This is a genomic window from Pseudomonas carassii (assembly GCF_036324045.1).
Classification (GTDB): Bacteria; Pseudomonadota; Gammaproteobacteria; order Pseudomonadales; family Pseudomonadaceae; genus Aquipseudomonas; species Aquipseudomonas peradeniyensis.
On record NZ_JAZDCT010000030.1, the window covers coordinates 20,487 to 45,594 of the forward strand.

Annotated in this window: 18 protein-coding genes, 2 pseudogenes and 1 riboswitch; of the genes and pseudogenes, 9 read left to right on the forward strand and 11 right to left on the reverse strand. The window is 66.1% G+C overall.

Features of this window, described 5'->3' with window-relative positions; all coding sequences use genetic code 11:
* Positions 1–67: 67 nt before the first annotated feature.
* Complete coding sequence (gene mltA, locus V0R62_RS20155; protein ID WP_330104955.1) at positions 68–1,219, forward strand: murein transglycosylase A; 1,152 nt, start codon at positions 68–70, stop codon at positions 1,217–1,219.
* A 178-nt stretch (positions 1,220–1,397) separates the two neighbouring features.
* On the opposite strand, the gene V0R62_RS20160 is transcribed toward mltA, so the two are convergent.
* Both V0R62_RS20160 and V0R62_RS20165 read right to left on the reverse strand, forming a co-directional pair.
* Complete coding sequence (locus tag V0R62_RS20160) at positions 1,398–1,784, reverse strand: MAPEG family protein (protein WP_330104956.1); 387 nt, start codon at positions 1,782–1,784, stop codon at positions 1,398–1,400.
* Between the two features lie 27 nt (positions 1,785–1,811).
* The gene (locus V0R62_RS20165; RefSeq protein ID WP_330104957.1) at positions 1,812–2,645 is read right to left on the reverse strand and encodes a DMT family transporter; all 834 of its coding nucleotides are present in this window, start codon (positions 2,643–2,645) and stop codon (positions 1,812–1,814) included.
* Between the two features lie 196 nt (positions 2,646–2,841).
* On the opposite strand from V0R62_RS20165, the gene V0R62_RS20170 reads away from it, so the two are divergent.
* Positions 2,842–4,080, forward strand: coding sequence for a cation:proton antiporter (locus tag V0R62_RS20170; protein WP_330104958.1), 1,239 nt, complete (start codon positions 2,842–2,844; stop codon positions 4,078–4,080).
* Positions 4,081–4,125: 45 nt separating this feature from the next.
* On the opposite strand, the gene V0R62_RS20175 is transcribed toward V0R62_RS20170, so the two are convergent.
* Positions 4,126–4,527, reverse strand: a complete 402-nt coding sequence (locus V0R62_RS20175) for an acyl-CoA thioesterase (protein WP_050707228.1) — start codon at positions 4,525–4,527, stop codon at positions 4,126–4,128.
* A gap of 179 nt (positions 4,528–4,706) precedes the next feature.
* Positions 4,707–4,803, forward strand: a riboswitch (S-adenosyl-L-homocysteine riboswitch).
* A gap of 21 nt (positions 4,804–4,824) precedes the next feature.
* Here V0R62_RS20175 and ahcY point away from each other — a divergent pair.
* From ahcY to V0R62_RS20195, 4 genes are all read left to right on the forward strand, one after another.
* Positions 4,825–6,234, forward strand: coding sequence for an adenosylhomocysteinase (gene ahcY, locus V0R62_RS20180; RefSeq protein ID WP_028688336.1), 1,410 nt, complete (start codon positions 4,825–4,827; stop codon positions 6,232–6,234).
* A gap of 139 nt (positions 6,235–6,373) precedes the next feature.
* Positions 6,374–7,219, forward strand: a complete 846-nt coding sequence (gene metF, locus V0R62_RS20185; protein WP_330104959.1) for a methylenetetrahydrofolate reductase [NAD(P)H] — start codon at positions 6,374–6,376, stop codon at positions 7,217–7,219.
* A 116-nt stretch (positions 7,220–7,335) separates the two neighbouring features.
* Positions 7,336–8,118 (forward strand): substrate-binding periplasmic protein, encoded by a 783-nt coding sequence (locus V0R62_RS20190; RefSeq protein ID WP_330104960.1) that lies wholly within the window; start codon positions 7,336–7,338, stop codon positions 8,116–8,118.
* Positions 8,119–8,339: 221 nt separating this feature from the next.
* Positions 8,340–10,241, forward strand: coding sequence for a DEAD/DEAH box helicase (locus tag V0R62_RS20195; protein WP_330104961.1), 1,902 nt, complete (start codon positions 8,340–8,342; stop codon positions 10,239–10,241).
* Positions 10,242–10,425: 184 nt separating this feature from the next.
* On the opposite strand, the gene V0R62_RS20200 is transcribed toward V0R62_RS20195, so the two are convergent.
* From V0R62_RS20200 to V0R62_RS20210, 4 genes and pseudogenes are all read right to left on the reverse strand, one after another.
* On the reverse strand, positions 10,426–11,004 hold the full coding sequence (locus V0R62_RS20200) for a YceI family protein (RefSeq protein ID WP_203648287.1): 579 nt from the start codon (positions 11,002–11,004) through the stop codon (positions 10,426–10,428).
* A gap of 34 nt (positions 11,005–11,038) precedes the next feature.
* Positions 11,039–11,590: a cytochrome b gene (locus tag V0R62_RS20205; RefSeq protein WP_050707234.1), complete on the reverse strand. Its 552-nt coding sequence runs from the start codon at positions 11,588–11,590 to the stop codon at positions 11,039–11,041.
* Positions 11,591–11,990: 400 nt separating this feature from the next.
* Positions 11,991–12,089 (reverse strand): annotated as a pseudogene (locus V0R62_RS26910) (hypothetical protein); the annotation flags it as partial.
* A gap of 198 nt (positions 12,090–12,287) precedes the next feature.
* Positions 12,288–13,625: pseudogene (locus V0R62_RS20210) on the reverse strand (flavin monoamine oxidase family protein); the annotation flags it as partial.
* 205 nt (positions 13,626–13,830) lie between these two features.
* On the opposite strand from V0R62_RS20210, the gene V0R62_RS20215 reads away from it, so the two are divergent.
* The 3 genes from V0R62_RS20215 to V0R62_RS20225 all read left to right on the forward strand — a co-directional run bounded on the left by V0R62_RS20215 (position 13,831) and on the right by V0R62_RS20225 (position 16,637).
* The gene (locus tag V0R62_RS20215) at positions 13,831–14,262 is read left to right on the forward strand and encodes a hypothetical protein (RefSeq protein ID WP_330104963.1); all 432 of its coding nucleotides are present in this window, start codon (positions 13,831–13,833) and stop codon (positions 14,260–14,262) included.
* A 73-nt stretch (positions 14,263–14,335) separates the two neighbouring features.
* Positions 14,336–15,742 carry an adenosylmethionine--8-amino-7-oxononanoate transaminase gene (locus V0R62_RS20220; RefSeq protein WP_330104964.1) on the forward strand — a complete coding sequence of 469 codons (1,407 nt, stop codon included), beginning with the start codon at positions 14,336–14,338 and terminating at the stop codon, positions 15,740–15,742.
* A gap of 175 nt (positions 15,743–15,917) precedes the next feature.
* Complete coding sequence (locus V0R62_RS20225) at positions 15,918–16,637, forward strand: 16S rRNA (uracil(1498)-N(3))-methyltransferase (RefSeq protein WP_330104965.1); 720 nt, start codon at positions 15,918–15,920, stop codon at positions 16,635–16,637.
* On the opposite strand, the gene trhA is transcribed toward V0R62_RS20225, so the two are convergent.
* From trhA to V0R62_RS20245, 4 genes are all read right to left on the reverse strand, one after another.
* A complete protein-coding gene (trhA, locus tag V0R62_RS20230) occupies positions 16,634–17,251 on the reverse strand; it encodes a PAQR family membrane homeostasis protein TrhA (protein WP_330104966.1) in 618 nt (205 codons plus the stop codon). The genes V0R62_RS20225 and trhA overlap by 4 nt on opposite strands.
* Positions 17,252–17,321: 70 nt before the next feature.
* Entirely contained in the window at positions 17,322–17,795 is a 474-nt protein-coding gene (locus tag V0R62_RS20235; RefSeq protein ID WP_330104967.1) for a chemotaxis protein CheW, read from the reverse strand.
* Positions 17,788–23,085, reverse strand: coding sequence for an Hpt domain-containing protein (locus tag V0R62_RS20240; RefSeq protein ID WP_330104968.1), 5,298 nt, complete (start codon positions 23,083–23,085; stop codon positions 17,788–17,790). Before V0R62_RS20240 ends, V0R62_RS20235 begins: the two co-directional genes overlap by 8 nt.
* Positions 23,082–25,106 (reverse strand): methyl-accepting chemotaxis protein, encoded by a 2,025-nt coding sequence (locus V0R62_RS20245; protein ID WP_330104987.1) that lies wholly within the window; start codon positions 25,104–25,106, stop codon positions 23,082–23,084. The genes V0R62_RS20240 and V0R62_RS20245 overlap by 4 nt, the downstream gene beginning before the upstream one ends.
* Between the last annotated feature and the right edge of the window lie 2 nt (positions 25,107–25,108).

Consider the following 25,108-nt stretch of genomic DNA (forward strand, 5'->3'; position numbering starts at 1 on the left):
AAAGACCAATAGCCACACAGAAACCAGGGGTGAATTTTCATGCTTCGCCTCACACAGGATCGACAACATGAAATCTGCATTGCGCCATCTCGCCTGGGCACTGCCCGCCCTGGCGCTCCTGGCCGGCTGCAACGGCGGCGAAAGCGCCAAGCCCGAACCCCACGCCATCGCCACCTACGTGCCAGCCACCTTCAAGGATCTGCCCCAGGTCAGCGATGACGACCTGCTGGCCGGCTTCTACGCCTGGCGCAGCGGCTGCGAAAAGCTCAGGCGCGACCCGGTATGGGCCGCCACCTGCGAGGCGGCGGGCTCGGCCACGGCCAGCGCCGGACAAGTGCGCACCTTCCTCGAACAGAACCTCCAGGTCTACGGCCTGCGTTCGGCGCAGAACAGCGCCAACGGCCTGATCACCGGCTACTACGAGCCGGTCTACCCCGGCAGCCTGGCCCGCACCGACAGCGCGCACGTCCCGGTGTATGGCGTGCCCGAGGACATGATCGTGGTCGACCTGGCCAGCGTGTACCCCGAGCTCAAGGGCAAGCGCCTGCGCGGGCGCCTCGACGGTCGAGTGCTCAAGCCCTATGACACCGCCGAGGTGATCAACCGCGACGGCGCCAAGGCACCGGTGCTGGCCTGGCTGACCGACCCGATGGACCTGCAGTTCCTGCAGATACAAGGCTCGGGCCGAATCCAGCTGGAGAACGGTCGTCAATTGCGCCTGGGCTACGCTGACCAGAATGGCCATCCATACCGCCCAATCGGCCGCTGGCTGGTGGAGCAGGGACAGCTACCGAAGGAAGAGGTAACCATGGGCAGCATCCACGCCTGGGCCCAGGCCAACCCGCAGCGTGTGCCCGAGCTGCTGGCCAGCAACCCGAGCTACGTGTTCTTCAGCACCCGCCCGGACAGCAACGAGGGACCGCGCGGTTCGCTCAACGTGCCGCTGACCGCGGGCTACAGTGTGGCGATCGACCGCAAGGTGATCCCCCTGGGCAGCCTGCTCTGGCTGTCCACCACCCGCCCGGACGGCAGCCCGGTGGTACGCCCGGTCGGCGCCCAGGACACCGGCGGCGCCATCACCGGCGAAGTGCGCGCGGACCTGTTCTGGGGCACCGGGCCCGAGGCCGGCGAGCTGGCGGGGAACATGAAGCAGCAGGGACAGATCTGGATGCTGTGGCCCAAGGGGCAGCCCTTGCCTGAGGTACCCAAGGTTCCTTGATGGCTGCATGCGCCCTGTAGGAGCGGCCTTGTGCCGCGAAAGGGCCGCGCAGCGGCCCCACATTTTCAGCCTTGCCACAGACATCGCAGGGCCCGCTTCGCGGGCCTTTCCGGCCAGTCCGACGCCTCGGCAAGGCCGCCCCTACAACAATCAGCGCAGACCGGCAGATTGTCTCAAGTCAGATGGACACCACGAAGAACGACACAATCAGCGCCATCCCGACGAACCACACCAGCGAACGCAGCACCGCCCAGTCCGCCAGGTAGCAGATGATGTAGAGCAGCCGGCTGGTGATATACATCACCCCCAGCACATCCTGCGTCACCTGCTCGGCATTGCCGACGATATCCGCCACCAGCACCGCTGCAGCAAACGCCGGAAACGCCTCGTAGCCATTCTGCTGCGCAGCATGTGCACGCCGTGGCAAGCCCGACAAAGTATCAAGAAAAGCTCGCGGATCATGATTGTCCCTGAGGCCGAAGCGGCCGCTGGCCACCTTGGCGACCAAGGCACACAGCGGGTTCAACAGCAGCGCGATCAAAATGCACCACAGGGCAACGGTCATGCTCAGGACTCCTTGTTCGAAAATGGGTTAGAGCTTCATCACCAGCATGCCAGCCAGCACCAGCCCGCAAGCTAGGAGTCTCGGCCCGCCAAAAGGTTCTTTGAGGTAACGCATGCCCAGCAGCACCACGAGGATCACGCTCAGCTCGCGCAGCGCCGCCGCCTCGGCCACCGAACCCAGGTGCATGGCCCACAGCACCAGAGCGTAGCTCAGCAGCACGCACAGCCCCACGGCTAGCCCGAGGCGCCACTGGGTGCGCCAGAACAGCGCGAACTGCGGGCGGCGGGCGACGCCGGCCAGCAGCGGGAACGGCCAGGCACTGAGCAGGGTCAGCCACACCAGGTAATCCCAGGGCTTACCCCACAGGCGCACGGCCTGGCCATCGAACCAGGTGTAGCAGCCGATGCACAGGCCGATCAGCGCCACCACCGGCAGCATCGACCAGGGTAGGCGATCACCCCCACCGCCCTGCCACAGCAGGCAAGCCATGCCGCAAGGGATCAGCAGGATGCCGATGATCTGCTGCTGGCTGAGCGACTCGCCGGCAAAAGCCAGGGTCAGGCCCAGGACCACCAACGGCGACAGGCCGCGCATAAGCGGATAGACCAGCCCCAGGTCACCGACGCGATAGGCCTTGATCAGCAGGTAACGGTAGAGCTGCTCGGCCAGCGCCGATGCCAGCAGCCAGGGCCAGATGCCGGCAGGGGGAAACTCGACGAACGCCACCGCCAGAACGGCGAAGACCAGGGCCACCAGGTCCATGCTGGCGATCACCAGGAGGCGTTCGCCGCTGAATTTGATGAGGGTGTTCCAGGTCGCGTGGAGCAGGGCTGCGACCAGTACCAGGGAGGTTGCCAGCACGCGGGGCTCCTTGCGCAATGACCAGGCGGCTGCACGCACTATAACGCTTGCTCCCCTAAAGAATCTGCAATCAGTTTTGAGGAACGAATTCGGTATTTCCGGTCATAAGGTGTGTCCCGAACCCCGTGCCAGATCATCCAAGAACTGCCCGAGTCACTCGGGAAACGACTTGGAAGCCACTGTTACAGGATTCGGGATGCTTGAATTAGTTGCCGCGTTTATCTGCCTCACCACCCTCCTCACCTATGTGAACTACCGCTTCATCGGCCTGCCGCCGGCCATCGGCGTGATGGTCACCGCACTGCTGTTCTCCCTGATGCTGCAGGGCCTGAGCCTGATCGGCTTCCCTGGCCTGGAAGAGCGCGTCGAAGGCCTGATGAACCAGATCGACTTCAACGACCTGCTGATGCACTGGATGCTGTCGTTCCTGCTGTTCGCCGGCGCCCTGCACGTCAACCTTGCCGACCTGCGCAGCTACCGCTGGCCGATCGGCCTCTTGGCCACCATCGGGGTGCTGATCGCCACCGTGGTGATCGGCTACCTGGCGCACTGGGTGTTCGCCCTGTTCGGCTGGAACGTGCCGCTGATCTACTGCCTGCTGTTCGGCGCGCTGATCTCACCGACCGACCCGATCGCCGTGCTCGGCGCGCTGCGTACCGCCAACGCCTCGAAACCGCTGAAGACCACCATCGTCGGCGAGTCGCTGTTCAACGACGGCACCGCGGTGGTGGTGTTCACCGTGCTGCTGGGCATCATCCAGCTGGGCGAGACGCCGAGCGTGTCCGACACCGCCCTGCTGTTCGCCCGCGAAGCCGTCGGCGGTGTGGTGTTCGGCGGGCTGATCGGCTACGCCACCTATCGCATGATCAAGAGCGTCGAGCAGTACCAGGTCGAGGTCATGCTGACCCTGGCGCTGGTGATCGGCGGCTCGGCCATGTGCTACGAGTTGCATGTGTCGGCGCCGATCGCCATGGTGGTGGCCGGCCTGATCATCGGCAACCTGGGGCGCAACCTGGCGATGAACGACATGACCCGTCGCTACATGGACGGTTTCTGGGAACTGATCGACGACATGCTCAACGCCCTGCTGTTCGCCCTGATCGGCCTGGAGCTGTTGCTGCTGCCGTTCAACTGGCTGCACCTGGCGGCCGGTGGCGTGCTGGCGGTCGCGGTGCTGGCCTCGCGCCTGCTGACCGTGGCGCCGGCCATCGTGTTGCTGCGCCGCTGGCGGACCGTGCCGCAGGGCACCATCCGCGTGCTGACCTGGGGTGGCCTGCGCGGTGGCGTGTCGGTGGCCCTGGCGCTGTCGCTGCCACAGGGCGATGAGCGTGACCTGCTGCTGTCGATCACCTACATCGTGGTGCTGTCGTCGATCCTTGTGCAGGGTCTGACGGTCGGCAAGGTGGTGCGCAAGGTCAGCACACAACCCGAGTAGTCGTGTGGGAGCGGCGGTGCGCCGCTCCCACGAACGCTCCAGCGCTTATTCGACCGCGCTGTCCGGGAACTGGTCCTGGATGTACTTGATCTCGGTCCGTCCGTGCGGCGCCGGCTGGCCATCCTCGCCCAGGTTGACGAAGACCATCTTGTCGACGGTCAGGATCGCCTTGCGGGTGATCTTGTTGCGCACTTCGCACTTGAGGGTGATCGAGGTTCGGCCGAACTCGGTGGCGGTGATGCCCAGCTCGATGATGTCACCCTGGCGCGAGGCGCTGACGAAGTTGATCTCGGAAATGTACTTGGTCACCACGCGCTGGTTGCCCAGCTGGACGATGGCGTAGATCGCCGCTTCCTCGTCGATCCAGCGCAGCAGGCTGCCGCCGAACAGGGTGCCGTTGGGGTTGAGGTCTTCGGGTTTTACCCATTTGCGGGTGTGAAAGTTCATCTGTACTCCTGACCTGCCTGGTTCACATGGGCTAATCATGGCAGACCACTGGGTCACCCTCCATTGACCATCGACTATCGTCTCGATTAATCGACAGAAAGTCTTGGGTGTGTCACACGCCCGCGGCTATAATCCCTGCCGTTTCACATGGTCCCCCGCAGTGGTGGCCATCCCGCCACCCATCCGAGGGGCGCTGCAGCAGGCTCGGCCTGTCAGGCTCGGTTGGGGCGTTGTTCGCGCAAGCGAACGCTCAACGCACAACGGCGCCCATTCGCACACTACGAATGGAGGCTCTCAATGAGCGCTGTAAACACGCCTGCTGGTTTTTCCGACTTCAAGGTCGCCGATATCTCCCTGGCCGACTGGGGCCGCAAGGAAGTCATCATCGCCGAATCGGAAATGCCGGCACTGATGGGCCTGCGCCGCAAGTACCAAGCCGAGCAACCGCTCAAGGGCGCGAAGATCATCGGCTGCATCCACATGACCATCCAGACCGCCGTGCTGATCGAGACTCTGGTCGCCCTGGGCGCCGAAGTGCGCTGGTCGTCGTGCAACATCTTCTCCACCCAGGACCAGGCCGCCGCCGCCATCGCCGCCGCCGGCATCCCGGTGTTCGCCTGGAAAGGTGAAACCGAGCAGGAGTACGAGTGGTGCATCGAGCAGACCATCCTGAAAGACGGCCAGCCATGGGACGCCAACATGGTCCTGGACGACGGCGGTGACCTGACCGAAATCCTGCACAAGAAATATCCGGCCATGCTGGACAAGATCCACGGCGTGACCGAAGAGACCACCACCGGCGTGCACCGCCTGCTGGACATGCTGGCCAAGGGCGAGCTGAAAGTCCCGGCGATCAACGTCAACGACTCGGTCACCAAGAGCAAGAACGACAACAAGTACGGCTGCCGTCACAGCCTGAACGACGCCATCAAGCGCGGTACCGACCACCTGCTGTCGGGCAAGCAGGCCCTGGTGATCGGCTACGGCGACGTGGGCAAGGGCTCGGCCCAGTCCCTGCGTCAGGAAGGCATGATCGTCAAGGTCACCGAAGTCGACCCGATCTGCGCCATGCAGGCCTGCATGGACGGCTTCGAAGTGGTCTCGCCGTTCAAGGACGGCATCAACACCGGTACCGAAGCTGGCATCAACAAGGACCTGCTGGGCCGCATCGACCTGATCGTCACCACCACCGGTAACGTCAACGTCTGCGACGCCAACATGCTCAAGGCCCTGAAGAAGCGCGCCGTGGTCTGCAACATCGGCCACTTCGACAACGAGATCGACACCGCCTTCATGCGCAAGAACTGGGCATGGGAAGAGGTCAAGCCACAGGTGCACAAGATCCACCGCACCGGTGCTGGTGTGTTCGACCCGCAGAACGACGACTACCTGATCCTGCTGGCCGAAGGCCGCCTGGTGAACCTGGGCAACGCCACCGGTCACCCAAGCCGCATCATGGACGGCTCGTTCGCCAACCAGGTCCTGGCACAGATCTTCCTGTTCGAGCAGAAGTTCGCCGAACTGCCAGCCGCCAAGAAGGCCGAGCGCCTGACCGTGGAAGTGCTGCCGAAGAAGCTGGACGAAGAAGTGGCCCTGGAGATGGTCCGCGGCTTCGGCGGCGTGGTCACCCAGCTGACCCCGCAGCAGGCCGAGTACATCGGTGTGACCGTCGAAGGTCCGTTCAAGCCGGACGCCTACCGCTACTAAGCAGCGGCGCCAGCGCCGGGCAATCGCCCTGGCGCTGGCTGGCAACGCGTCGAACCGATGTCCGAGCCAGGCCGGCCCCAACCGTCCTGGCTTTTATTTGCAGGTAGCCGCCCCGGGCGCGCCACCGAAGGAACGAGAGATGTCACAAGAACGCCGCTACAGTTTCGAGTTCTTCCCCACCAAGACCGACGCAGGCCACGAGAAGCTGATGGGCGTCGCCCGCCAGCTGGCCAGCTACAACCCGGACTTCTTCTCCTGCACCTACGGTGCCGGAGGCTCGACCCGCGACCGCACGCTGAACACCGTGCTGCAGCTGGAAAGCGAAGTGAAGGTCCCTGCTGCTCCGCACCTGTCCTGCGTGGGCGACAGCAAGGACGACCTGCGTGCCCTGCTCGCCGAGTACCAGGCCGCCGGCATCAAGCGCATCGTCGCCCTGCGTGGCGACCTGCCGTCGGGTATGGGCATGGCCAGCGGCGAGCTGCGCTACGCCAGCGACCTGGTCGAGTTCATCCGCCAGGAAACCGGCGACCACTTCCACCTGGAAGTGGCCGCCTACCCGGAGATGCACCCACAGGCGCGCAACTTCGAGGCGGATCTCGCCAACTTCGTGCACAAGGTCAAGGCCGGTGCCGACAGCGCCATCACCCAGTACTTCTTCAACGCCGACAGCTACTTCTACTTCGTCGAGCGCGCGCAGCAACTGGGCGTGGACATCCCGGTGGTGCCCGGCATCATGCCGATCACCAACTACAGCAAGCTGGCACGCTTCTCCGACGCCTGCGGCGCCGAGATCCCGCGCTGGATCCGCAAGCAGCTGGAAGCCTATGCCGACGATACCGCCAGCATCCAGGCCTTCGGCGAGGAAGTGATCACCCGCATGTGCGAACAACTGCTGCAAGGCGGCGCACCGGGCCTGCACTTCTACACGCTCAACCAGGCCGAGCCGAGCCTGGCGATCTGGAACAACCTGAAGCTGCCACGCTGATGGTTGTGAACAGGGCTTTGGCGCAGGTCAAAGCCTTGTTCATTCGCGCTTGTGCCGCCGGGCCCCGCGCCCAGGGTTCACTGGCCTTGCCCGGGCTTGCAGCGTACTCTCCCGCCATGCGCATGCTCATCTTCTCTCTCCTGCTGTTGCTGCTCGCCGGCCTGAGCCCGTTGGCCCATGCCGAACGCCTGCGCATCGTCAGCGACGACTGGGCGCCCTACCTCTACCAGGAAAACGGCCAGCCCAAGGGCATCGACTACGAGGTCACCAACGAGGTGTTCAAGCGCCTGGGCGTTGAGGTGCAATGGCAGTTCCTGCCATGGCGGCGTTGCCTGGCCATGGTCGAGCAGGGCCTGGCGGACGCGGTGATGGACATTTTCCGGGTCGACTCGCGCCAGGGTTACCTGGTCTACCCGGACGAGCCCATGTCAGAGGTCGAGTTCATCCTCTACCAGGCCCGCTCGCGACCGCACCCGGTCGAGCGCCTCGAAGACCTTGCCGGGCTGACCGTGGGCACTTCGCCGGGTTATGTCTATGACGGCAGCTTCGCCGAATCGCCGCTGTTCCGCCGGGAGCCTGCGCCCAGCCACGAAGCCAACTTCGGCAAGCTGGCGCTCGGGCGCATCGACCTGCTGGTGACCGACCGCCGGGTTGGCCGCTATGTCAGCCGCCAGCTGGGCCTGGAGCAGACCGTCGAGGCGCTGCCCCTGGTGATCAGCCGTCGCCAGCAGTACCTGGGGCTGGCCCGCAAGCCAGGGCGCGAGCAGCTGGCACAGGCGTTCAGCGATGAGCTGCGACGTTTCAAGCAGGAGCCGGCCTATGCGGCGATCAACGCCCGCTACCTGGGCAATCGGGATTTTCCTTTCGCCGTTGAGCAGCAGGAACGCAGCACACCCTGATTGCTCTGTTATACTCGGGCCTTCCCGCCAGGCTCACGCCCGGACGCTCGGCCTCGCAACAGGCATCTCGACCCGCAGCAGCGCACCTTGCGCGCCGCCCGCAGGCTCCAGGATGCGCCGTGAACGCCCAGCTGGACCGGACGCGATCGCATCCTTCCGATGCCCGTCGCGCCAGGCAGAACACCCCATCGGGCCCAGCCCCCACGAGAACAGGATTGCCCATGTCCTTTGCTTCCCTCGGTCTCTCCGAGGCTCTTGTCCGCGCTATCGAGGCAGCGGGCTATACCCAGCCCACTCCGGTGCAACAGCGGGCCATTCCCGCCGTGTTGCAAGGTCGCGACCTGATGGTCGCCGCCCAGACAGGTACAGGTAAAACCGGCGGCTTCGCGCTCCCCATCCTCGAGCGCCTGTTCCCGGGTGGCCACCCCGACAAATCGCAACGCCACGGCCCGCGCCAGCCGCGCGTGCTGGTGCTGACCCCGACCCGCGAGCTGGCCGCCCAGGTGCATGACAGCTTCAAGGTCTATGCCCGCGACCTGAATTTCATCAGCGCCTGCATCTTCGGCGGCGTCGGCATGAACCCGCAGGTCCAGGCCATGGCCAAGGGCGTCGACGTCCTGGTCGCCTGCCCGGGTCGTTTGCTCGACCTGGCCGGCCAGGGCAGCGTCGACCTCTCGCGGGTCGAGATCCTGGTGCTGGACGAAGCCGACCGCATGCTCGACATGGGCTTCATCCACGACGTCAAGAAAGTGCTGGCACGTCTGCCGGCCAAGCGCCAGAACCTGCTGTTCTCGGCGACTTTCTCCAAAGACATCACCGACCTCGCCGACAAGCTGCTGCACAACCCCGAGCGCATCGAGGTCACGCCGCCGAACACCACCGTCGAGCGCATCGAGCAACGCGTCTACCGCCTGCCGGCCAGCCACAAGCGCGCCCTGCTGGCGCACCTGATCACCCTGGGTGCCTGGGAACAGGTACTGGTGTTCACCCGCACCAAGCACGGCGCCAACCGACTGGCCGAGTACCTCGAGAAGCACGGCCTGACCGCCGCGGCGATCCACGGCAACAAGAGCCAGAACGCCCGCACCAAGGCCCTGGCCGACTTCAAGGCGAACACCGTGCGCGTGCTGGTCGCCACCGACATCGCCGCCCGCGGCCTGGACATCGACCAGTTGCCCCACGTAGTCAACTTCGAGCTGCCCAACGTCGAGGAAGACTACGTTCACCGCATCGGCCGCACCGGCCGTGCCGGTCGCTCGGGCGAGGCCATCTCGATGGTCGCCCCGGACGAAGAGAAGCTGCTCAAGAGCATCGAGCGCGTCACCAAGCAAAAGATCCCGGATGGCGACCTGATGGGCTTCGACGCCTCCCAGGTCGAGGCCGAGAAGCCGGAAGTCCGCGAGCGCCAGCAGAACACTGGCCGCGGTGGCCGCAACCAGCAACCTCGCGGCGAAGGCGGCAAGGAAGGCAGTGGCGGACGCAAGGACAAGGGCAAGGACAAAGGCCGCAACAAGCCTGCGGGCGAGAAGCAAGCCGACAAGGAAAAGACCGGCGACAAGCAGCAGCAAGGCCAGCAGCAGCGCAAGCCGCGTGACAAGAAACCACGTCAGCAGCAGGCTGCACAGGGCCAGAAGGCCATCCCTTCGGCCCCCGCCGATCGTGATCCGGAAGAGTTCCTGGACGACGATGTGGATAACTTCGGCAACCGCGCTGACTACGTCAGCCCTTACCAGAACGCCAAGAACCAGGGCCGCAACCGTCGCCCGGGCGGCAATGGCGGGCAAGGTCAAGGGCAAGGCCAACGCAGCGGCGGTGGTCAGGCGCAAGGTCAAGGCCGTGGCAATGGCCAGCAGCGCCAAGGCCAGGGCTCGGGTGAAAAACGCCCGCGCAACGCTGGTGGCAGCAATGGCGGAGCTCGTCGTGACAACAACGGTGGCCGTAACCGCCGTGACGAATCGGCTCGCCAGGAACCAGCCGTGCGCAACCCGCGTGAATCGCAGAACGCACCGGTGATCATTCGCAAGGAATCCAAGCTCGACCGTTACCCGACGCCCGAGCAACTGGACGACCTGCCGAGCCGCCCACGCGGTGAGCGTCCGGCGCTGCTGACCCGCAAGGGCTGATCGAAACACCGAGGGGCTGCTATGCAGCCCTTTCCGGCCGGTCCGACGCCTCGGCAAGGCCGCTCCTACAGGTACTGCGCTAAGCCAAAGGGCTGCACTGAACCTGTAGGAGCGGCCTTGCCGAGGCGTCGGACCGGCCGGAAAGGGCCGCGTAGCGGCCCCTCGGTCTTTCAGCTAACGCGAATTACTTCTGCTTCACACCTTCGACGCTGATATCCAGGTCCAGGGTCTGGGAGGTCGGGCCTGGGCCTTTGATCCCGAAGTCGTTCAGGTTCAGCGTGGTCTTGGCGTTGAAGCCGGCACGCTCGCCACCCCACGGGTCCTTGCCTTCACCGTTGAACACGGCCTTGAAGGTGACCGGCTTGGTCACGCCGTGCAGGGTCAGGTCGCCAGTGACGTCTGCGGTCTTCTCACCGGTCGACTTGACGCTGGTGGAGACGAACTTGGCATCCGGGTACTTCTTCACATCGAGGAAGTCTTTGCTGGCGATGTGCTTGTCACGCTCGGCGTGGTTCGACCACAGGCTGGCGGTCTTCAGGTCGACGCTGATCTTGCTGGCCTCGGGCTTGGCGCTGTCCCAGGTGAAGTTGCCGTCGAAGTCCTTGAAGGTGCCGTGGATGAAGCTGTAGCCCAAGTGGCTGATCTTCCAGTCAACGAACGCGTGCTGGCCTTCCTTGTCGATCTTGTATTCGGCGGCCATGGCCTGACCGGCGGAGATCAGGGCGGTACCGAGCGCCAGAGCGGCAAAAGTCTTTTTCAACATCCTTACTTCCTTCCTTTGCAATTGAGGTTGAGAGTCAAGCTTTGCGGCCCAGCATGCGGGTCAGGGTCGCGTCACGGTCGATGAAATGGTGCTTGAGTGCCGCCAGGGCATGCAGTACCGCGAAAATCACCAGGCCCCAGGCCAGCCAGAGGTGGATCACCCCGGCGGTATCGGCCTGGTCAGGCAGGTCGCTGATCAGCGCCGGCACCTCGAACAGACCGAACACCGGAATACCGACACCGTCGGCGGTGGAAATCAGGTAACCGGCGACCATCACCGCGAACAGGCCCAGGTACAGCGCCAGGTGGCCCAGCTTGGCGGCCAAACGGGTGACCTTGCCATGGTTGGCCGGGGCCGGCGGTGGCGGACTGATGAAACGCCAGAGCACGCGTAGCAGCATGGCGGCCAGCAGTACCAGGCCGATGCTCTTGTGCAGGTCAGGCCCGGACTTGCGCCATGGGCTGTAGTAGTCGAGGCCGACCATCCACAGGCCCAGGCCGAACAGGCCGAAGACCGCCAGCGCCACACCCCAGTGCAGGACAATGCTGACCAGGCCATAGCGGGAAGATGAGTTGCGCAGTTGCATGTTGGCGTATTCCCCGTGAAAGCTGCGCACAAGACTAGCGCGTAACGCATCGAATAAAAGCGTAAAAAATTGCTTCGGATTATCTAAAAATCCGATATTTAGTCTGCAAGCTTCCTATTAAGGAAACATTAACGATAGTCGTTTGGATGTGCCGACGCCATCGCGGGGGCCCGCGATGGCGGCTATAGCGGGATCAGCCGGCCTTGGCCTGGCTGTTGACCACCGGTTTCTTGACCGGTTCCGACTTGGCGGTGGCCTTCTTTACCGGCGCCGGTTTGGCTGCGGGTTTGTGTGCCTGCTTGGCCGCTGGCTTGGCTGGCGCTGGCTTGGTGGCGGCCGGCTTCACCGCTTCTTCCTTGGCCACAGGTGCCGGGGCGACTGGCGCGGGGGCCGGTGCAGGCGCCGGGGCGTCTTCCTCGGCCTTGGCGATCGGCGCGACCTTGACCTCTGGCTTGTCAGCACCACCGAACAGGCGCGAGAAGAAGCCTGGCTTGTCCTGCTTGGCCTCCTCGACTTTCACAGGCTCCGCCTTGGCCGGCGCCTTGTCGGAGCCGCCACCGAACAGGTTGGAGAAGAACCCGCCCTTGTCCTTCGCCGCCACGGCGCCCGCTGCTCCGGCGGCGGCTGCGGCGGCAACCGGTGCGGCCTTGGCCGGCTCGAAGGATTTGCCCGCAGCCAGGTCCTGGACCTGGCCTGCGGCGCGCTGGCCGCTGCGCAGGGCGCCTTCGAGGGTGCCCGGATAGAGCGCGTCGGTATGCTCGCCAGCAAAGGCGATGCGCTGGACCGGACGCTCCCACAGACGCCAGTACTTGCTGATCTGGCCCGGTCCATAGGCCAGGTAGGCGCCCCCCATGCCCGCATCGGTGCTGTAACGGCGCACTTCGTAGCCGGTGAAGGCGCCACGAGCCTGCGGGTAGAAGGCGTGCAGGCGGATCAGCACCTGGTCGACCATCTGCTTGTCACCGAAGGCCTGCAGCAGGCGAGCGTTGTCGCCGGACAGGTTGATCACCACGTTGGCGCCGCCCTTGAGCGCCGGTTCGATCCACAGCATGCCCAGGCCGGTGTTGGAGAAGATCTCGCCGGACATGCGCGCACGGCTTTCCCACACCGGGTTCTTGAACTTGAGCATCAGCTGGTCGCGCCAGCCGTAGTTGGTGCCCTTCAGCGCAGCCAGGTGCTGGTTGTCCAGCCCCGGGGTCATCTGGATCTTGGCCAGGGCGCGCAGCGGGACGGCCATGACCAGGTAATCGGCCTGGTAGCCCACGGCGCCGACCTTGACCGTCACCCCGTCCTTGTCCTGGACGATGGCGGTGACCGGCGAGCTGGTCTTGATGGTCTTGAGTTGCTTGACGAAGGCCTGGGCCAGCACCGGACTACCACCCGGCAGGCGCGCGGCGCGCAGGTCGCGGTCACTGACGTTGCGGTAGACACGGCTCTGCTGGGCGAAATACAGCAGCGACAGGCGCGATGGTTCGTCATAGCGGGTGCGGATCTGCTGGTTGACCAGCTGACGGGCGGTCGCCGGCAGTTGCAGTTTGTCGAGCCAGGTGGACACGTTCATCTGGTCGAGGGCGAACAGGGTGCTGTTGGCCGCCGGATTCAGCGGGTCCTCGATGGAGCGGGCCAGGTCGTCGAGGGTCTTCTCATAGCGCTTGAGGGCCTCAGCGGTGGCCGGTTGCTTGGCAACCAGATCGGTCGCGCTGAAGTACTCGCCGTCAATCAGATAGCCCGGGGTGCGCACGAATTCCGGCGCTGCCAGGGTACCGACCTTGAACCGCTCCAGGTACTGGTTGAGCACCGGCTGGGTCTTGCTGTTGCCGATCCACTCGCTGGTGGCCAGCCCCGAACGCCCACCCATGCCCGACTTGGCTTCCAGTAGGGTGACCTGCCAGCCCTTGGCCTGCAGCTCATAGGCCGCGGTCAGGCCTGCCAGGCCCCCACCGACGACGATCGCCGTCTTGTCCTTGGCCAGCGCGGCACCGCTGGACACCCCGATCAATACCAACGCGCACAGGCGCACCCAAGCAGCAGCCATGATGGCGAACTCCGGTTAGAGAAGCGATAGAAGAGACGGGGAAGAATGCCCCGGGAGAGATGCGTTAAGAATACGTCACCTCTGCCCACCCTGCCACCGCAGTGACATCAAGTGCTTTTGGCAACTGGTATTTTTGTCAGTAGCCGTATGTCGCAAAGGCAGGCAGGCTTGGCTCGCACACCAGAATCAGGCCGGAGAAACAGCGGTGATCTACACGGAAGACTTTGCCAGGTGGCAGCCGTCGGCGCCGATGCCAGAAATCACCTGGCGCACTCCCACGGGCCTGAGCATCATCTCCAATGGCATCGCCTACAGCTCACGCTACCAGACCGACGAAGGGCGTAGCGGCACGGAACTGATCGTCCTGGGCCAATCCGATATCGAGATCGTCTTCGGCCAGACGGTCGATTGCCTACTACTCGAGGTAGAGATCAATGCGCTGGGCAGCGCAACCTCGACCGCCTACTGGCTGACCCTGCGCGACAATGACTACACCGAGTTCATGCCCGGCCCCGCCGCGCTCGGCACCTTCTGGCACGAGGTCCCCGGCCCCCTCGAGCGCCTGGTCCTCTCCACCCTGCCGCTGTGCACAGTGCATATACGCCAGCTGGAATGGCGTCCCGCCTGGCGTCACTGAGCGGTTGTCCTGCCCTGCGGCATTGCTTAGGCTTACGCGGTCAAACCGAGCCGTAACGCCAGGAGAAGTGCCCATGGGCCTCAACGATCAGTGGATGCAACGCGACCTCAAGGTCCTGTGGCACCCCTGCACCCAGATGAAAGACCACGAGCAGCTGCCGCTGATCCCGATCCGCCGCGGCGAGGGCGTATGGCTCGAGGACTTCGAGGGCAAGCGCTACCTGGACGCGGTCAGCTCCTGGTGGGTCAATGTGTTCGGCCATGCCAACCCGCGCATCAACCAGCGCATCAAGGACCAGGTCGACCAGCTCGAGCACGTGATCCTGGCAGGCTTCAGCCACCAGCCGGCGATCGAGCTGTCCGAGCGCCTGGTGGCGATGACGCCGGCGGGTCTCGACCGGGTGTTCTACGCCGACAATGGCTCGTCGTGCATCGAAGTAGCACTGAAGATGAGCTTCCACTACTGGCAGAACATCGGCAAACCACAGAAAAAGCGCTTCGTCACCCTGACCAACAGCTACCACGGCGAGACCATCGCGGCGATGTCGGTGGGCGACGTGCCGCTGTTCACCGAGACCTACAAGGCGCTGCTGCTGGACACCATCAAGGTGCCCAGCCCGGACTGTTACCTGCGCCCCGAAGGCATGGGCTGGGAGGAGCACTCACGGAACATGTTCGCGGCCATGGAGCAAACCTTGGCCGAACATCACGCCAGCATCGCCGCGGTGATCGTCGAGCCGCTGATCCAGGGCGCCGGCGGCATGCGCATGTACCACCCGGTGTACCTCAAGCTGCTGCGCGAGGCCTGCGACCGCTACGACGTGCACCTGATCCACGACGAAATCGCCGTGGGCTTCGGCCGCACCGGCACGATGTTCGCCTGCGAGCAGGCCGGCATCCGCCCGGACTTCCTGTGCCTGTCCAAAGCCCTGACCGGTGGCTACCTGCCCCTGGCCGCCTGCCTGACCACCGACAAGGTGTACCAGGCCTTCTATGACGACTACCCGACCCTGCGCGCGTTCCTCCACTCGCACAGCTACACCGGCAACCCGCTGGCCTGCGCCGCGGCCCTGGCGACCCTGGACATCTTCGAACAGGACAACGTCATCGAGGCCAACAAGGCCCTGTCGGCGCGCATGGCCAGCGCCACCGCGCACCTGGCCGATCACGCCCATGTCGCCGAGATCCGCCAGACCGGCATGGCCCTGGCCATCGAGATGGTCAAGGACAAGGCCAGCAAGACCGCCTACCCCTGGCAGGAGCGCCGTGGTCTGAAAGTCTTCGAACATGCCCTGACGCGTGGCGCGCTGTTGCGCCCGCTGGGCAGCGTGGTGTACTTCCTGCCGCCCTACGTGATCACCCCGGAGCAGATCGACTTCCTGGCCGAGGTGGCCAGCGAAGGGATCGACATCGCCACCCGCGACAGCGTCAGCGTGGCGGTGCCGGCCGACTTCCACCCCGATTTCCGCGATCCGGGCTAGGCCCATGCCTTCACACGGCCCCCTGTAGGAGCGGCCTTGTGCCGCGAAAGGGCCGCAAAGCGGCCCCGGCAATTTCTGCTGCGAAGCTGAAGACCTGGGGCTGCTCTGCAGCCCTTTCGCGGCACAAGGCCGCTCCTACAGGAGCGATGCCCCTATTTAGATTCCGAGTAGAACCATGAGACTCTCCCGCTTCTTCATCGACGCCCCGCTTGGCCTTGGCGAGCACGAGCTCCCCGAAGCCCAGGCCCACTATATCGGCCGCGTCCTGCGCATGGCCGCCGGCGACGCCGTACAGCTGTTCGACGGCAGTGGCCAGGAATACCTCGGCCAACTGCTCGAGGTGGGCAAGAAAAGCGTGCGCGTCAGCCTCGACCAGGCCCTCCCCGGCCAGGCCGACTCGCCGCTGCACATTCACCTCGGCCAGGGCCTGTCCCGCGGCGAGCGCATGGACTGGGCGATCCAGAAGGCCACCGAACTGGGCGTCAACGAAATCACCCCGATCGTCAGCGAGCGCTGCGAAGTGCGCCTGAAGGACGAGCGCGCCGACAAGCGCCTGGCCCACTGGCGCCAGGTGGCGATCAGTGCCTGCGAACAGTGCGGTCGCTCGACCCTGCCAGTGATCCACCCGCCGGTCACCCTGGCCGAATGGCTCAAGGGCACCGAGGCCGACCTCAAGCTGGTGCTGCACCCGGTGGCCGAGCCGCTGACCAGCCATGAAAAACCAGCGAAGCTGGCCTTCCTGATCGGCCCGGAAGGTGGCCTGAGCGAGACCGAAGTCGAGCAGGCCAAGGCCAGCGGCTACCACGCCGCCCGCCTCGGTCCACGGGTGCTGCGCACCGAGACCGCGCCGGTGGTGGCGTTGTCGGTGGCCCAGCAGCTGTGGGGCGATTTCTAACGCACGTAGAAGAACACCGCGACGAAGTGCATCAGGCTGCCGGCGATGACGAACAGGTGCCAGATGCCATGCCAGTGGCGGAACCGGCTGTCGAAGGCGAAGAAAATGATGCCGACGGTGTAGAACACGCCGCCGGCCGCCAGCCAGGCGAAACCGGCGCCGCCCAGGCTGTGCAGCAGCGGCTTGACCGCCACCAGCACGATCCAACCCATCAGCGCGTAGATGACGATTGACAGGACCCGCGCCTCCGAGCGCGGCTTGATCTCCTGCAACATGCCGACCAGCGCCAGCCCCCAGACCACGCCGAACAGGCTCCAGCCCCACGGCCCGCGCAGGCTGACCAGGCAGAACGGGGTGTAGCTGCCAGCGATCAGCAGGTAGATCGACAGGTGGTCGAGCTTGCGCATGATCCGCTTCGCCCGCCCGCGAGTGCTGTGGTAGAGGGTGGAGATGCTGTAGAGCAACAGCAGGGTGAAGCCGTAGATGGAAAAACTGACGATCTTCCAGGGATCGCCCTGCAGGCCGGCCACGACGATCAGCCAGACCGCGCCAATGCAGGCCAGGACCGCACCGACCAGGTGGGTCCAGGCGTTGAAACGTTCACCGTAGTACATGCAAGCACAGACCTCGCTACGCCGGTCGGGTTCCTGAAAGCCCTATCGCGGGGCAAGCCCAGACACCATCCTAGTCGGCTACAGGTTGCAGTTGCGCGTCACGCACCAATCTTTCCAATCCCGCCAGGTCAGGCACTCGCGCCACCTGTTCGCCCACCTGCACCGCCGCCAGCTCCAGCCCCGCCAACGGCACATCGACATAGTTCAGCTGGCTGTCGAGCTTGCACGAGCGCGGAATACCCTGCAGCAGCAGCGCCAGGTAACGCAGCCCGGTATCTCCCAGGGCGTTGAGCACCACCACCCGCGCCCGCTCGCCGCAGGGCGTCTGCCCGCCGCAGGCTGCCTCGAAGCCGATCAGCGGCAGCCGTTGCTGACGCCAGTCGACCCAGCCCAGGTGCCAGGCCGCCTCCCCCGGTTCACAGGCGATGACACGGTGGCCGATCAGTTCGGCCACCGCCACGTTGGGCAACACCAGGGTGCGGTCGCCCAGGGGCAGCAGCAACCCGGTCAGGCTGCTGCGCTGGCCGGCGATATGTTCAAGCACGAGGTCGGCTCCAGTGGGTGATGCTCTGCAGCAGCACCGATTCCTGGTACGGCTTGCCGAGATATTCATTGACGCCGATGGCCATGGCCCGGTCGCGGTGTTTCTGGCCGGTACGCGAGGTGATCATGATGATCGGCAGCTGGCTCAAGCGCTCATCGCGGCGGATCCGCGTGGCCACTTCGAAGCCGTCCATGCGCGGCATCTCGATATCCAGCAACAGCACATCCGGACGGTGCTCTTCGAGCAGCGCCATGGCATCGACGCCGTCCTTGGCCGTCAGCACGCTCATGCCGTGACGCTCGAGCAGGCGGCTGGTGACCTTGCGCACGGTCACCGAATCGTCCACCACCATCACCAGCAATGGCCGCCGGGGCACCGGGCCAGTCAGCGCATGCGCCCCCTCGGCCACGCCCGGCAGGCGCGCCAGGCGCCGTTGCTGCCCGCGCAACTGGCCGAGCAGGTCGAGAATCAGCACCACCCGCCCGTCCCCCAGCAGGGTGGCACCGGACAGCCCCGGCACCGCGGCGAACTGCGGACCGAGGCTCTTGACCACGATCTCGCGGCTGGGCGACAGGCTGTCGACCTGGATGGCGAACGACTGCTCATGGGAATGGGTGAGCAGCACCGGCAGCGGCACGCTCTGGCCCAGCAGGCCAGGCTGGCCGCCGCCCTGCAGCAGGTCGCCGAGGTAACGCAGCGCGTAGTCGTGGCCGGCATAGCTGTAGCGCGGCGGGTCGAGTCGATAGCAAGCCTCCAGCTCCGCCGGCGGCACGCGCACGATGCCCTCGATGGTGTTCAGCGGGATGGCGTACTGCTCGTCTTCCACGTGCACCATCAGCGCCCGGTTCACCGACACGGTGAACGGCAGGCGGATCAGGAAACGCGCGCCCTTGCCGGGGCTGGACTCGATGCTCATAGAGCCGCCCAGTTGCTTGACCTCCTCGTGGACCACGTCCATGCCCAGGCCGCGCCCGGAGATCTGGGTGATCTTCTCGGCCGTGGAGAAACCGGGGCGCAGGATGAACTGCAGGATCTCGTGGTCGCTCAGGCGCGCCTGCGGATCGAGCAGGCCGCGCTTGATCGCCTTGTTGCGTACCGCTTCCAGCGGCACCCCGGCGCCGTCGTCGCTCATCTCGATGACGATGTCGGCGCCTTCGTGCAGCAGATTCAGGTGAATGGTGCCCTGCTCCGGCTTGCCGGCCGCCAGGCGCGCCTCGCGGGCCTCAAGGCCATGGTCGACGGCATTGCGCAGCATGTGCTCCAGGGGCGCGACCATACGTTCGAGCACGCTGCGGTCGAGCTCGCCCTCGGCGTTGCCAACCACCAGTTCGACCTGCTTGCCCAGCTCGCTGGCCACCTGCCGTACCACCCGCTGCAAACGGGGTACCAGGCGCTCGAAGGGCACCATCAGGGTGGCGGTCAGGCCCTCCTGTAGCTGGCTGTTGACCCGCGCCTGCTGCTGCAGGAGGCTGTAGGCTTCCTGGGCCCTCTGCAGCAGGGTTTCCTTGAGGTCGAGCAGGTCCGAGGTGGATTCGAACAGCGCCCGTGACAATTGCTGCAGCTGGGAATGGCGGTCCATCTCCAGCGGGTCGAAATCGTCATAGGCGTCACCCTCGAACTGGTGACGACTGGAAATCCGCCCCTGGGTCTCGATGTCCAGGCGCAGCAGCTGGTCGCGCATGCGCTCCAGCGTGGTTTCCATCTCGTTCAGCGCAAACTGGGCGTCATTCACCTGCTGCTCGATGCGCCCGCGGATGACCGAGTGCTCACCGGCCAGGTTGCCCAGGTCGTCGAGCAGTTCGGCATCGACCTTGATCATGTCGCCCGCCCGCTCGGGGACGGCGGCCGGGGCCTCGGCGGGGGCCGGCTCGGCCTGGGGCTGGCCGGCCACGCTGTCGGTCAGGGCGGCGCTGGAGAAGTTGCGGATGTAGTCGATCAGCGCCGTGGCCGCATGCAGCGGCTCGCCCAGGCGCGCCGCGTCGAGCATGTGCGCCAGGCGGTCATGGCAGTTCTGCAGCAGGCTGAACAGGGCCGGCGTCGATGGCAGGCGCCCGGCGGCCAGCAGTTCGTAGAGGAATTCCAGTTCGTGGGCAAGGTCGCCGATAGCGGTGATCTCGACCATGCGCGCGCCGCCCTTGAGCGTGTGCAGGTCACGCAGCAGGTTCTCCACTTCGACCGTGTTGCGCGGGTCGGCCTGCCAGCGCGCCAGGGACTCAGCGGCACTCTCGAGGATATCGGAGCTCTCTTCGAGGAAGACCTCCAGCAGTTCCTTGTCGCCCTCGGTTTCTTCGTTGTCGTCCTGCGGCTCGGAGGCGACGGGAGGCGGGGCGCTGTGGCGGAACTCGCGCAATTCGCCCAGCAACGCCACCGCCGACAGCGGTGGCTGGCCCTCGCGCAGGCTGTGCAGCATTTCGGCCAGGGCATCATGGCTGCGCCGGAGCAGCTCGAACAGGGCCTGACTGGCACCCAGCCGACGGTCCACCAGGCCTTCGTAGAGCAGCGCCAGCTCCTGGGCCAGCACCTCGACAGCGCCGATCGCCGCCATCTGCGCCCCACCCTTGAGGGTCAGCACATCATGCTGCAACGCCGACAGTGGCGACAGGCTGTCCGGCTCGGCCTTCCATTGCCGCAAGGCCTGGTCGGCACCGTCGAGGATATCCCCGGCTTCTTCGAGGAACAGCTCGACCACCGCCGGGTCCGGCAACTCGCCTTGCGCCGTCAGCACCGTCACGCCGTTCGCCCCGACCAGCCCCAGGGCGGCAGGGTCGAGGGCATCGTCGAGCAGGCCATGCAGGGCCGCCAGGCATTCGGGCCGGGGGCTCGGGTCCTGGCCGGCGGCAATCTCGTCGAACAGGTCGAGCAGCGCCTCGTGGGCTTGCCGGGCGACGGCGAAGAAGCGCGGCGTGACCGCCAGGCTGCCCTCCTCCACCGCGCCATACAGGTCCAGCAGCCCTTCGCAGACCTCATCGACCTGCCACAGCTCGGCTTGGTGCGCGCCGTGGCCCAGGGTGGTCATTTCCTCGAGCAGCAGGTGCAGTTCGTGGTGCTGCGCGGGATCGCCCTGCCAATTGGCGAGCCGCGCCTCGGCATCGAGCAGGATGTCCATGCCCATGGTCAGGAAGGTGGCCGTCAGTTGCGGGTCGCGTCGGGTCCGCCGCGGCGGGTGCGGTTCGGCCTGGAGCTGGGCCAGCCGGGCGTCGACTGCCTGCCCGACCTGCTCGATCAGCCCGGCGGCCCCGGGGATGGGCGCCAATGGCGTGCTGCCCAGCTGGGCCAGGCCCAGGTGGAACAGCGCACGCGCCGCCTCCAGCAGTTCGATCTCGGCCACTTGCAGGGGCAGCTGGTGCCCCTTGTATTCGCGCACCAGGCGGTCGAGGGCGGTGGCCAGCTCCGCCACCGGCATCACGCCGGCCATGGCGGCGCTGCCCTTGAGGGTGTGCAGGGCACGTTGCAGACTGTCGCTGACCGCGCCGCCCCGGCCGTCGACCGTCTGCAGGAACCCATCGAGCCCGGCCAAATGACCCTGGGCCTCGTTGCGGAAGATCTCCAGCAATTGCGGATCGAGGCCATCGATGCTGGCGCTGGCCGGCGTGTCGTTGAGCGCCTGTGCATGCAGGTGCCCGGCCAGTTGCTCGATCTCGGCCGTGGGCGGCAGCTGGCTGGCGGCGAAGTCAGCCAGCAGGTCGGGCAGGCGCACGAACACCTGCTGCAGGGCCACCAGGCCTTCGGCGCTGAGCACGATGCGCCCTTCCAGCACCCGGTTGAGCAGGTGCTCGGCGCCCCAAGCCAGCTCGGCCACGGCTTCGGCATGGACCATCCGCCCACTGCCCTTGAGGGTGTGCAGTGCCCGGCGCACCTCGATCAATGCCTCGCGCAGGCCGTTGTCGGCGCGCCAGCGCAGCCATTGACGCTCGATTTCCGGCAGCAGCTCGCCAGCCTCCTCGAGGAACACCTCGCGCAACTCATCGTCGATACCATCCAGCGCCTGCTCGCCGCCGGCGGCTGCCGAGTCGCGCGCGCACTGCACGCCCAGCGCGGCCAGGCTGGCGTGGGCCATGTCGATGAAGCGCTGGGCGTCTGCCAGCGGATCGGCCACCCGCCATTGCAGCCAGGCCTCGCCGGCACTCAGGGCATCGGCCAGGTGCGCCAGTTCGTCCGCTTGCGGCTCATCCTCCAGGTGCACCAGCCAGCCTTGCACATAGCCCGCGCAACCGGCGAACACCTCGGCGGCGGCCGGCAGCATCAGCATCGCCAGCGCCCCGCGCACCTGTTGCAGCAACCCGGGCAGGGCTTGCAGACGCTGGCGCGACCAGTCGGACTCCAGGCAATCGCCGATCAGGTCCTTGGCCTGCTGCAGCACATTGAGCGATTCGTTGAGCACCAGCTGGCGGATTTCGGCCAGGTCCGAGCCGGGCAGGCTGCCGGGGGTGGTTTCCTCCAGCGGGCCGACCATGCCGTTGAGGGTCGCCTCGACATACAGCAGTGCCCCGGCGACATCCATCAGCAGCGCTTCGTCCACGGCGCCGTCCTTCTCGACCAGTGCCTGCAGCGCCAGCACCTGGTCGATGATCACCCGCCGCGGTTGCTGGAAACCCAGCACCGCCAGGGTATCGGCCACATGCCGCAAGGGTGGCAGCAGCGACTCCAGTGGCTCGCTGGGCGAGCGCTCGCCGCCGACGAAAGGGTCGAGGCGGTCCTTGATGCGCATCAGGTCGTCGCACAGGGCCATCACCACCGAGCGCAGCGCGTCACGCCCGGGGCCGGCCTGCATGTGCTCGCGCCAACTGCCCAGGGACAGGTCGAGGTTGGCCAGGTCCGCCGCGCCGGCCAGCCGTTGCCCCAGGTCGCCCAGCAGGCTGCCCTGGGCCAAGGGTTCGGCGCCACGGCAAACTCGCAGCTGGTTGAGCAGCGGCATGACCACCAGTGGCAAGTCGTGACGCGCGCCACGCAGGCGATCCAGATACGGCGGCAATTGCTCGAGCCCGCGGAACAGCACGCCCAGGCAATCGCCACGCGGGCTCACCTGGCCGTCGGCCATGGCCCGTCCGAGCAGTTCCAGCTCCTCGGCCAGACGCATCGCGCCCGGTAGCGCGAGCATGTGCAGGCAGCCGTGGACCTGGTGCAGGTTGTCGACGAAGAACGCCAGCATCGACAGGTCGCCCGGCTCCGCCGAGAAGCGCTCCAGGGCCTGGCGCGCCTGGCCCAGGCAATCGAGGATCGGCGCCTTGGTCCAAGCCAGGGCCACCGTGTCGTGGCGTTCGCCGGGCGGGTTCAGGTTCGCCTCGTTCACGAGCGCTCCACCGGCTTGGGTAGCGTGAAGCCGGACACCGAACGGCGCATCTCGCTGGCCATGCGCGCCAAGTGACGGATGCTGTCGGCGGTGGCGCCGGAACCGGCGGAGGTCTGCGCGGTGATCTGCTGAATCACCGCCATGGTGTGGGAAATCTGCCCGGCCGAGGAAGTCTGCAACTGGGCGGCGTCGGAGATGCTGTGGATAAGTTCGGCCATCGTCTGCGACACACCCTCGATTTCCGCCAGGGCCACCCCGGCGTCCTGGGCCAGGCGCGCGCCGCGCACCACTTCGGCGGTGGTCTGTTCCATGGAGATCACCGCTTCATTGGTGTCGACCTGGATGGTGCGCACCAGCGCCTCGATCTGCCGGGTCGCCGAAGAGGAACGCTCGGCCAGGCGCTGCACCTCGTCGGCGACCACGGCGAAGCCACGACCAGCCTCGCCGGCCAGCGAGGCCTGGATCGCCGCGTTGAGGGCAAGGATGTTGGTCTGGTCGGCAATGTCGTCAATCAGGCTGACGATGTCGCCAATTTCCTGGGAGGACTCGCCCAGGCGCTTGATCCGCTTGGCGGTGTCCTGGATCTGCTCGCGGATGTTGTCCATGCCGTGGATGGTGTTGTGCACCACCTCGTTGCCCTTGTTGGCGATGGCCACCGAGCGCTCGGCCACCTTGGCCGACTCGTAGGCATGGGCCGAGACCCGGTCGATCGACTCGACCATGTCGCCCACCGCCTCGGAGGCCTCGCTGATCTGCTCGGCCTGGTGCTCGGAGGCCTTGGCCAGCTGGCGGGCGGTGTTCTGGGTGTCCTGCACGGCGGCGGCGACCTGCTCGGCGCTGTGGTTGATGGTGGCCACCAGGTCGCGCAGCTGGTCGACCGAATAGTTGATCGAGTCGGCGATGGCGCCGGTGAAGTCTTCGGTGACCGACACCGTGACGGTCAGGTCGCCGTCGGCCAGCTCCTCGATCTCGTCGAGCAGTCGCATGATCGCCTGCTGGTTGCGTTCGTTCTTCTCGGCGGTCTCGCGCAGCTGGCGGTGAGTGGCGCGCACCATCACCAGGCCGATGAGGATGATCGAGGCCAGCGCCAGCAGGCCGAGCACGTAGCCACCGACGGTGTCCAGGGTGCGCCCGCCGGCGAGGTTCTCGAAGCCGTTGGCCAGATGCGAGGCCTCGTCGAGCAAAGTCTGCGACAAGCTGAAGATATTGCCCGCGGCCTCGCGTACACGGAACAGCTCGGGCGAGGTCTCGAGGATCTCGTCCACCGAGCCCGAGACAAACTGGAACAGCTCGGCGATCTCGGCCAGTCGCGCCCGGGCGTCGGCGTCCTCGACCCGGGTGACCTGTATCGCCGGGTTGCCGGCGAGCATGCCCTCGAGCACCTGGCCGAAGCGGCTGGCGTCGCGGCCGAAGGCGTCGGCGGCCTGCACCGAGGTCTCATCGCCGGCGAGCACGGTGTTGACCGAGCCGAGAATGCGTTCGGCCAGCAGCAACTGGCGCTGGGCCACCGCCACCTGGTTGGCCGGCGCGCCGCTCTGCAGCAGGATCTCCACCACCTTCTCGTACTCGACCTGCAGCTGCGGCACGGTTTCGGCCAGGGTGGCCGCGACCTGGTGCAGCGACAGCACGGTCTGTTCGCTGGCGAGGATGGTGTCGGTGTTCTTGCGCAGGTTCTCCCAGTCCTGGCGCACCGCGTCCATCTCGTCGCGCACCGTCACCGGCGCGGCGGGCAGGCCGGTGGCCTTGTCGCCCTCGCGCAGGTAGCTCCAGCGCCGCTCGAAGTCGTTGCGCGCGTCGCTGAGCAGCTTGAACGCCAGCGCCTTGCCCGCCGCCGCCTCGGTGGCGTTCTTGGCGATGCGCTGGGACAGCACGCGCAGCTCGCCGGCATGGCCGATGTACTGCTTGTCGTGGTTGGCCTGGGTGTTGAGGTAGGCGAAGTTGGCGAACAGCAGGACGATCGACAGGATCAGCACCACGAACAACACGGTGATCTGCGCGGTGCTGCGCGGGCGCTGGGCCACGG

What these genes read in the sequence shown, in the direction of transcription:
- mltA (WP_330104955.1), top strand. Translation starts at nt 68, where the DNA reads ATGAAATCTGCATTGCGCCATCTCGCCTGGGCACTGCCCGCCCTGGCG.
- V0R62_RS20160 (WP_330104956.1), bottom strand. Translation starts at nt 1,784, where the DNA reads ATGACCGTTGCCCTGTGGTGCATTTTGATCGCGCTGCTGTTGAACCCG.
- V0R62_RS20170 (WP_330104958.1), top strand. Translation starts at nt 2,842, where the DNA reads ATGCTTGAATTAGTTGCCGCGTTTATCTGCCTCACCACCCTCCTCACC.
- V0R62_RS20175 (WP_050707228.1), bottom strand. Translation starts at nt 4,527, where the DNA reads ATGAACTTTCACACCCGCAAATGGGTAAAACCCGAAGACCTCAACCCC.
- ahcY (WP_028688336.1), top strand. Translation starts at nt 4,825, where the DNA reads ATGAGCGCTGTAAACACGCCTGCTGGTTTTTCCGACTTCAAGGTCGCC.
- metF (WP_330104959.1), top strand. Translation starts at nt 6,374, where the DNA reads ATGTCACAAGAACGCCGCTACAGTTTCGAGTTCTTCCCCACCAAGACC.
- V0R62_RS20190 (WP_330104960.1), top strand. Translation starts at nt 7,336, where the DNA reads ATGCGCATGCTCATCTTCTCTCTCCTGCTGTTGCTGCTCGCCGGCCTG.
- V0R62_RS20195 (WP_330104961.1), top strand. Translation starts at nt 8,340, where the DNA reads ATGTCCTTTGCTTCCCTCGGTCTCTCCGAGGCTCTTGTCCGCGCTATC.
- V0R62_RS20200 (WP_203648287.1), bottom strand. Translation starts at nt 11,004, where the DNA reads ATGTTGAAAAAGACTTTTGCCGCTCTGGCGCTCGGTACCGCCCTGATC.
- V0R62_RS20205 (WP_050707234.1), bottom strand. Translation starts at nt 11,590, where the DNA reads ATGCAACTGCGCAACTCATCTTCCCGCTATGGCCTGGTCAGCATTGTC.
- V0R62_RS20220 (WP_330104964.1), top strand. Translation starts at nt 14,336, where the DNA reads ATGGGCCTCAACGATCAGTGGATGCAACGCGACCTCAAGGTCCTGTGG.
- V0R62_RS20225 (WP_330104965.1), top strand. Translation starts at nt 15,918, where the DNA reads ATGAGACTCTCCCGCTTCTTCATCGACGCCCCGCTTGGCCTTGGCGAG.
- trhA (WP_330104966.1), bottom strand. Translation starts at nt 17,251, where the DNA reads ATGTACTACGGTGAACGTTTCAACGCCTGGACCCACCTGGTCGGTGCG.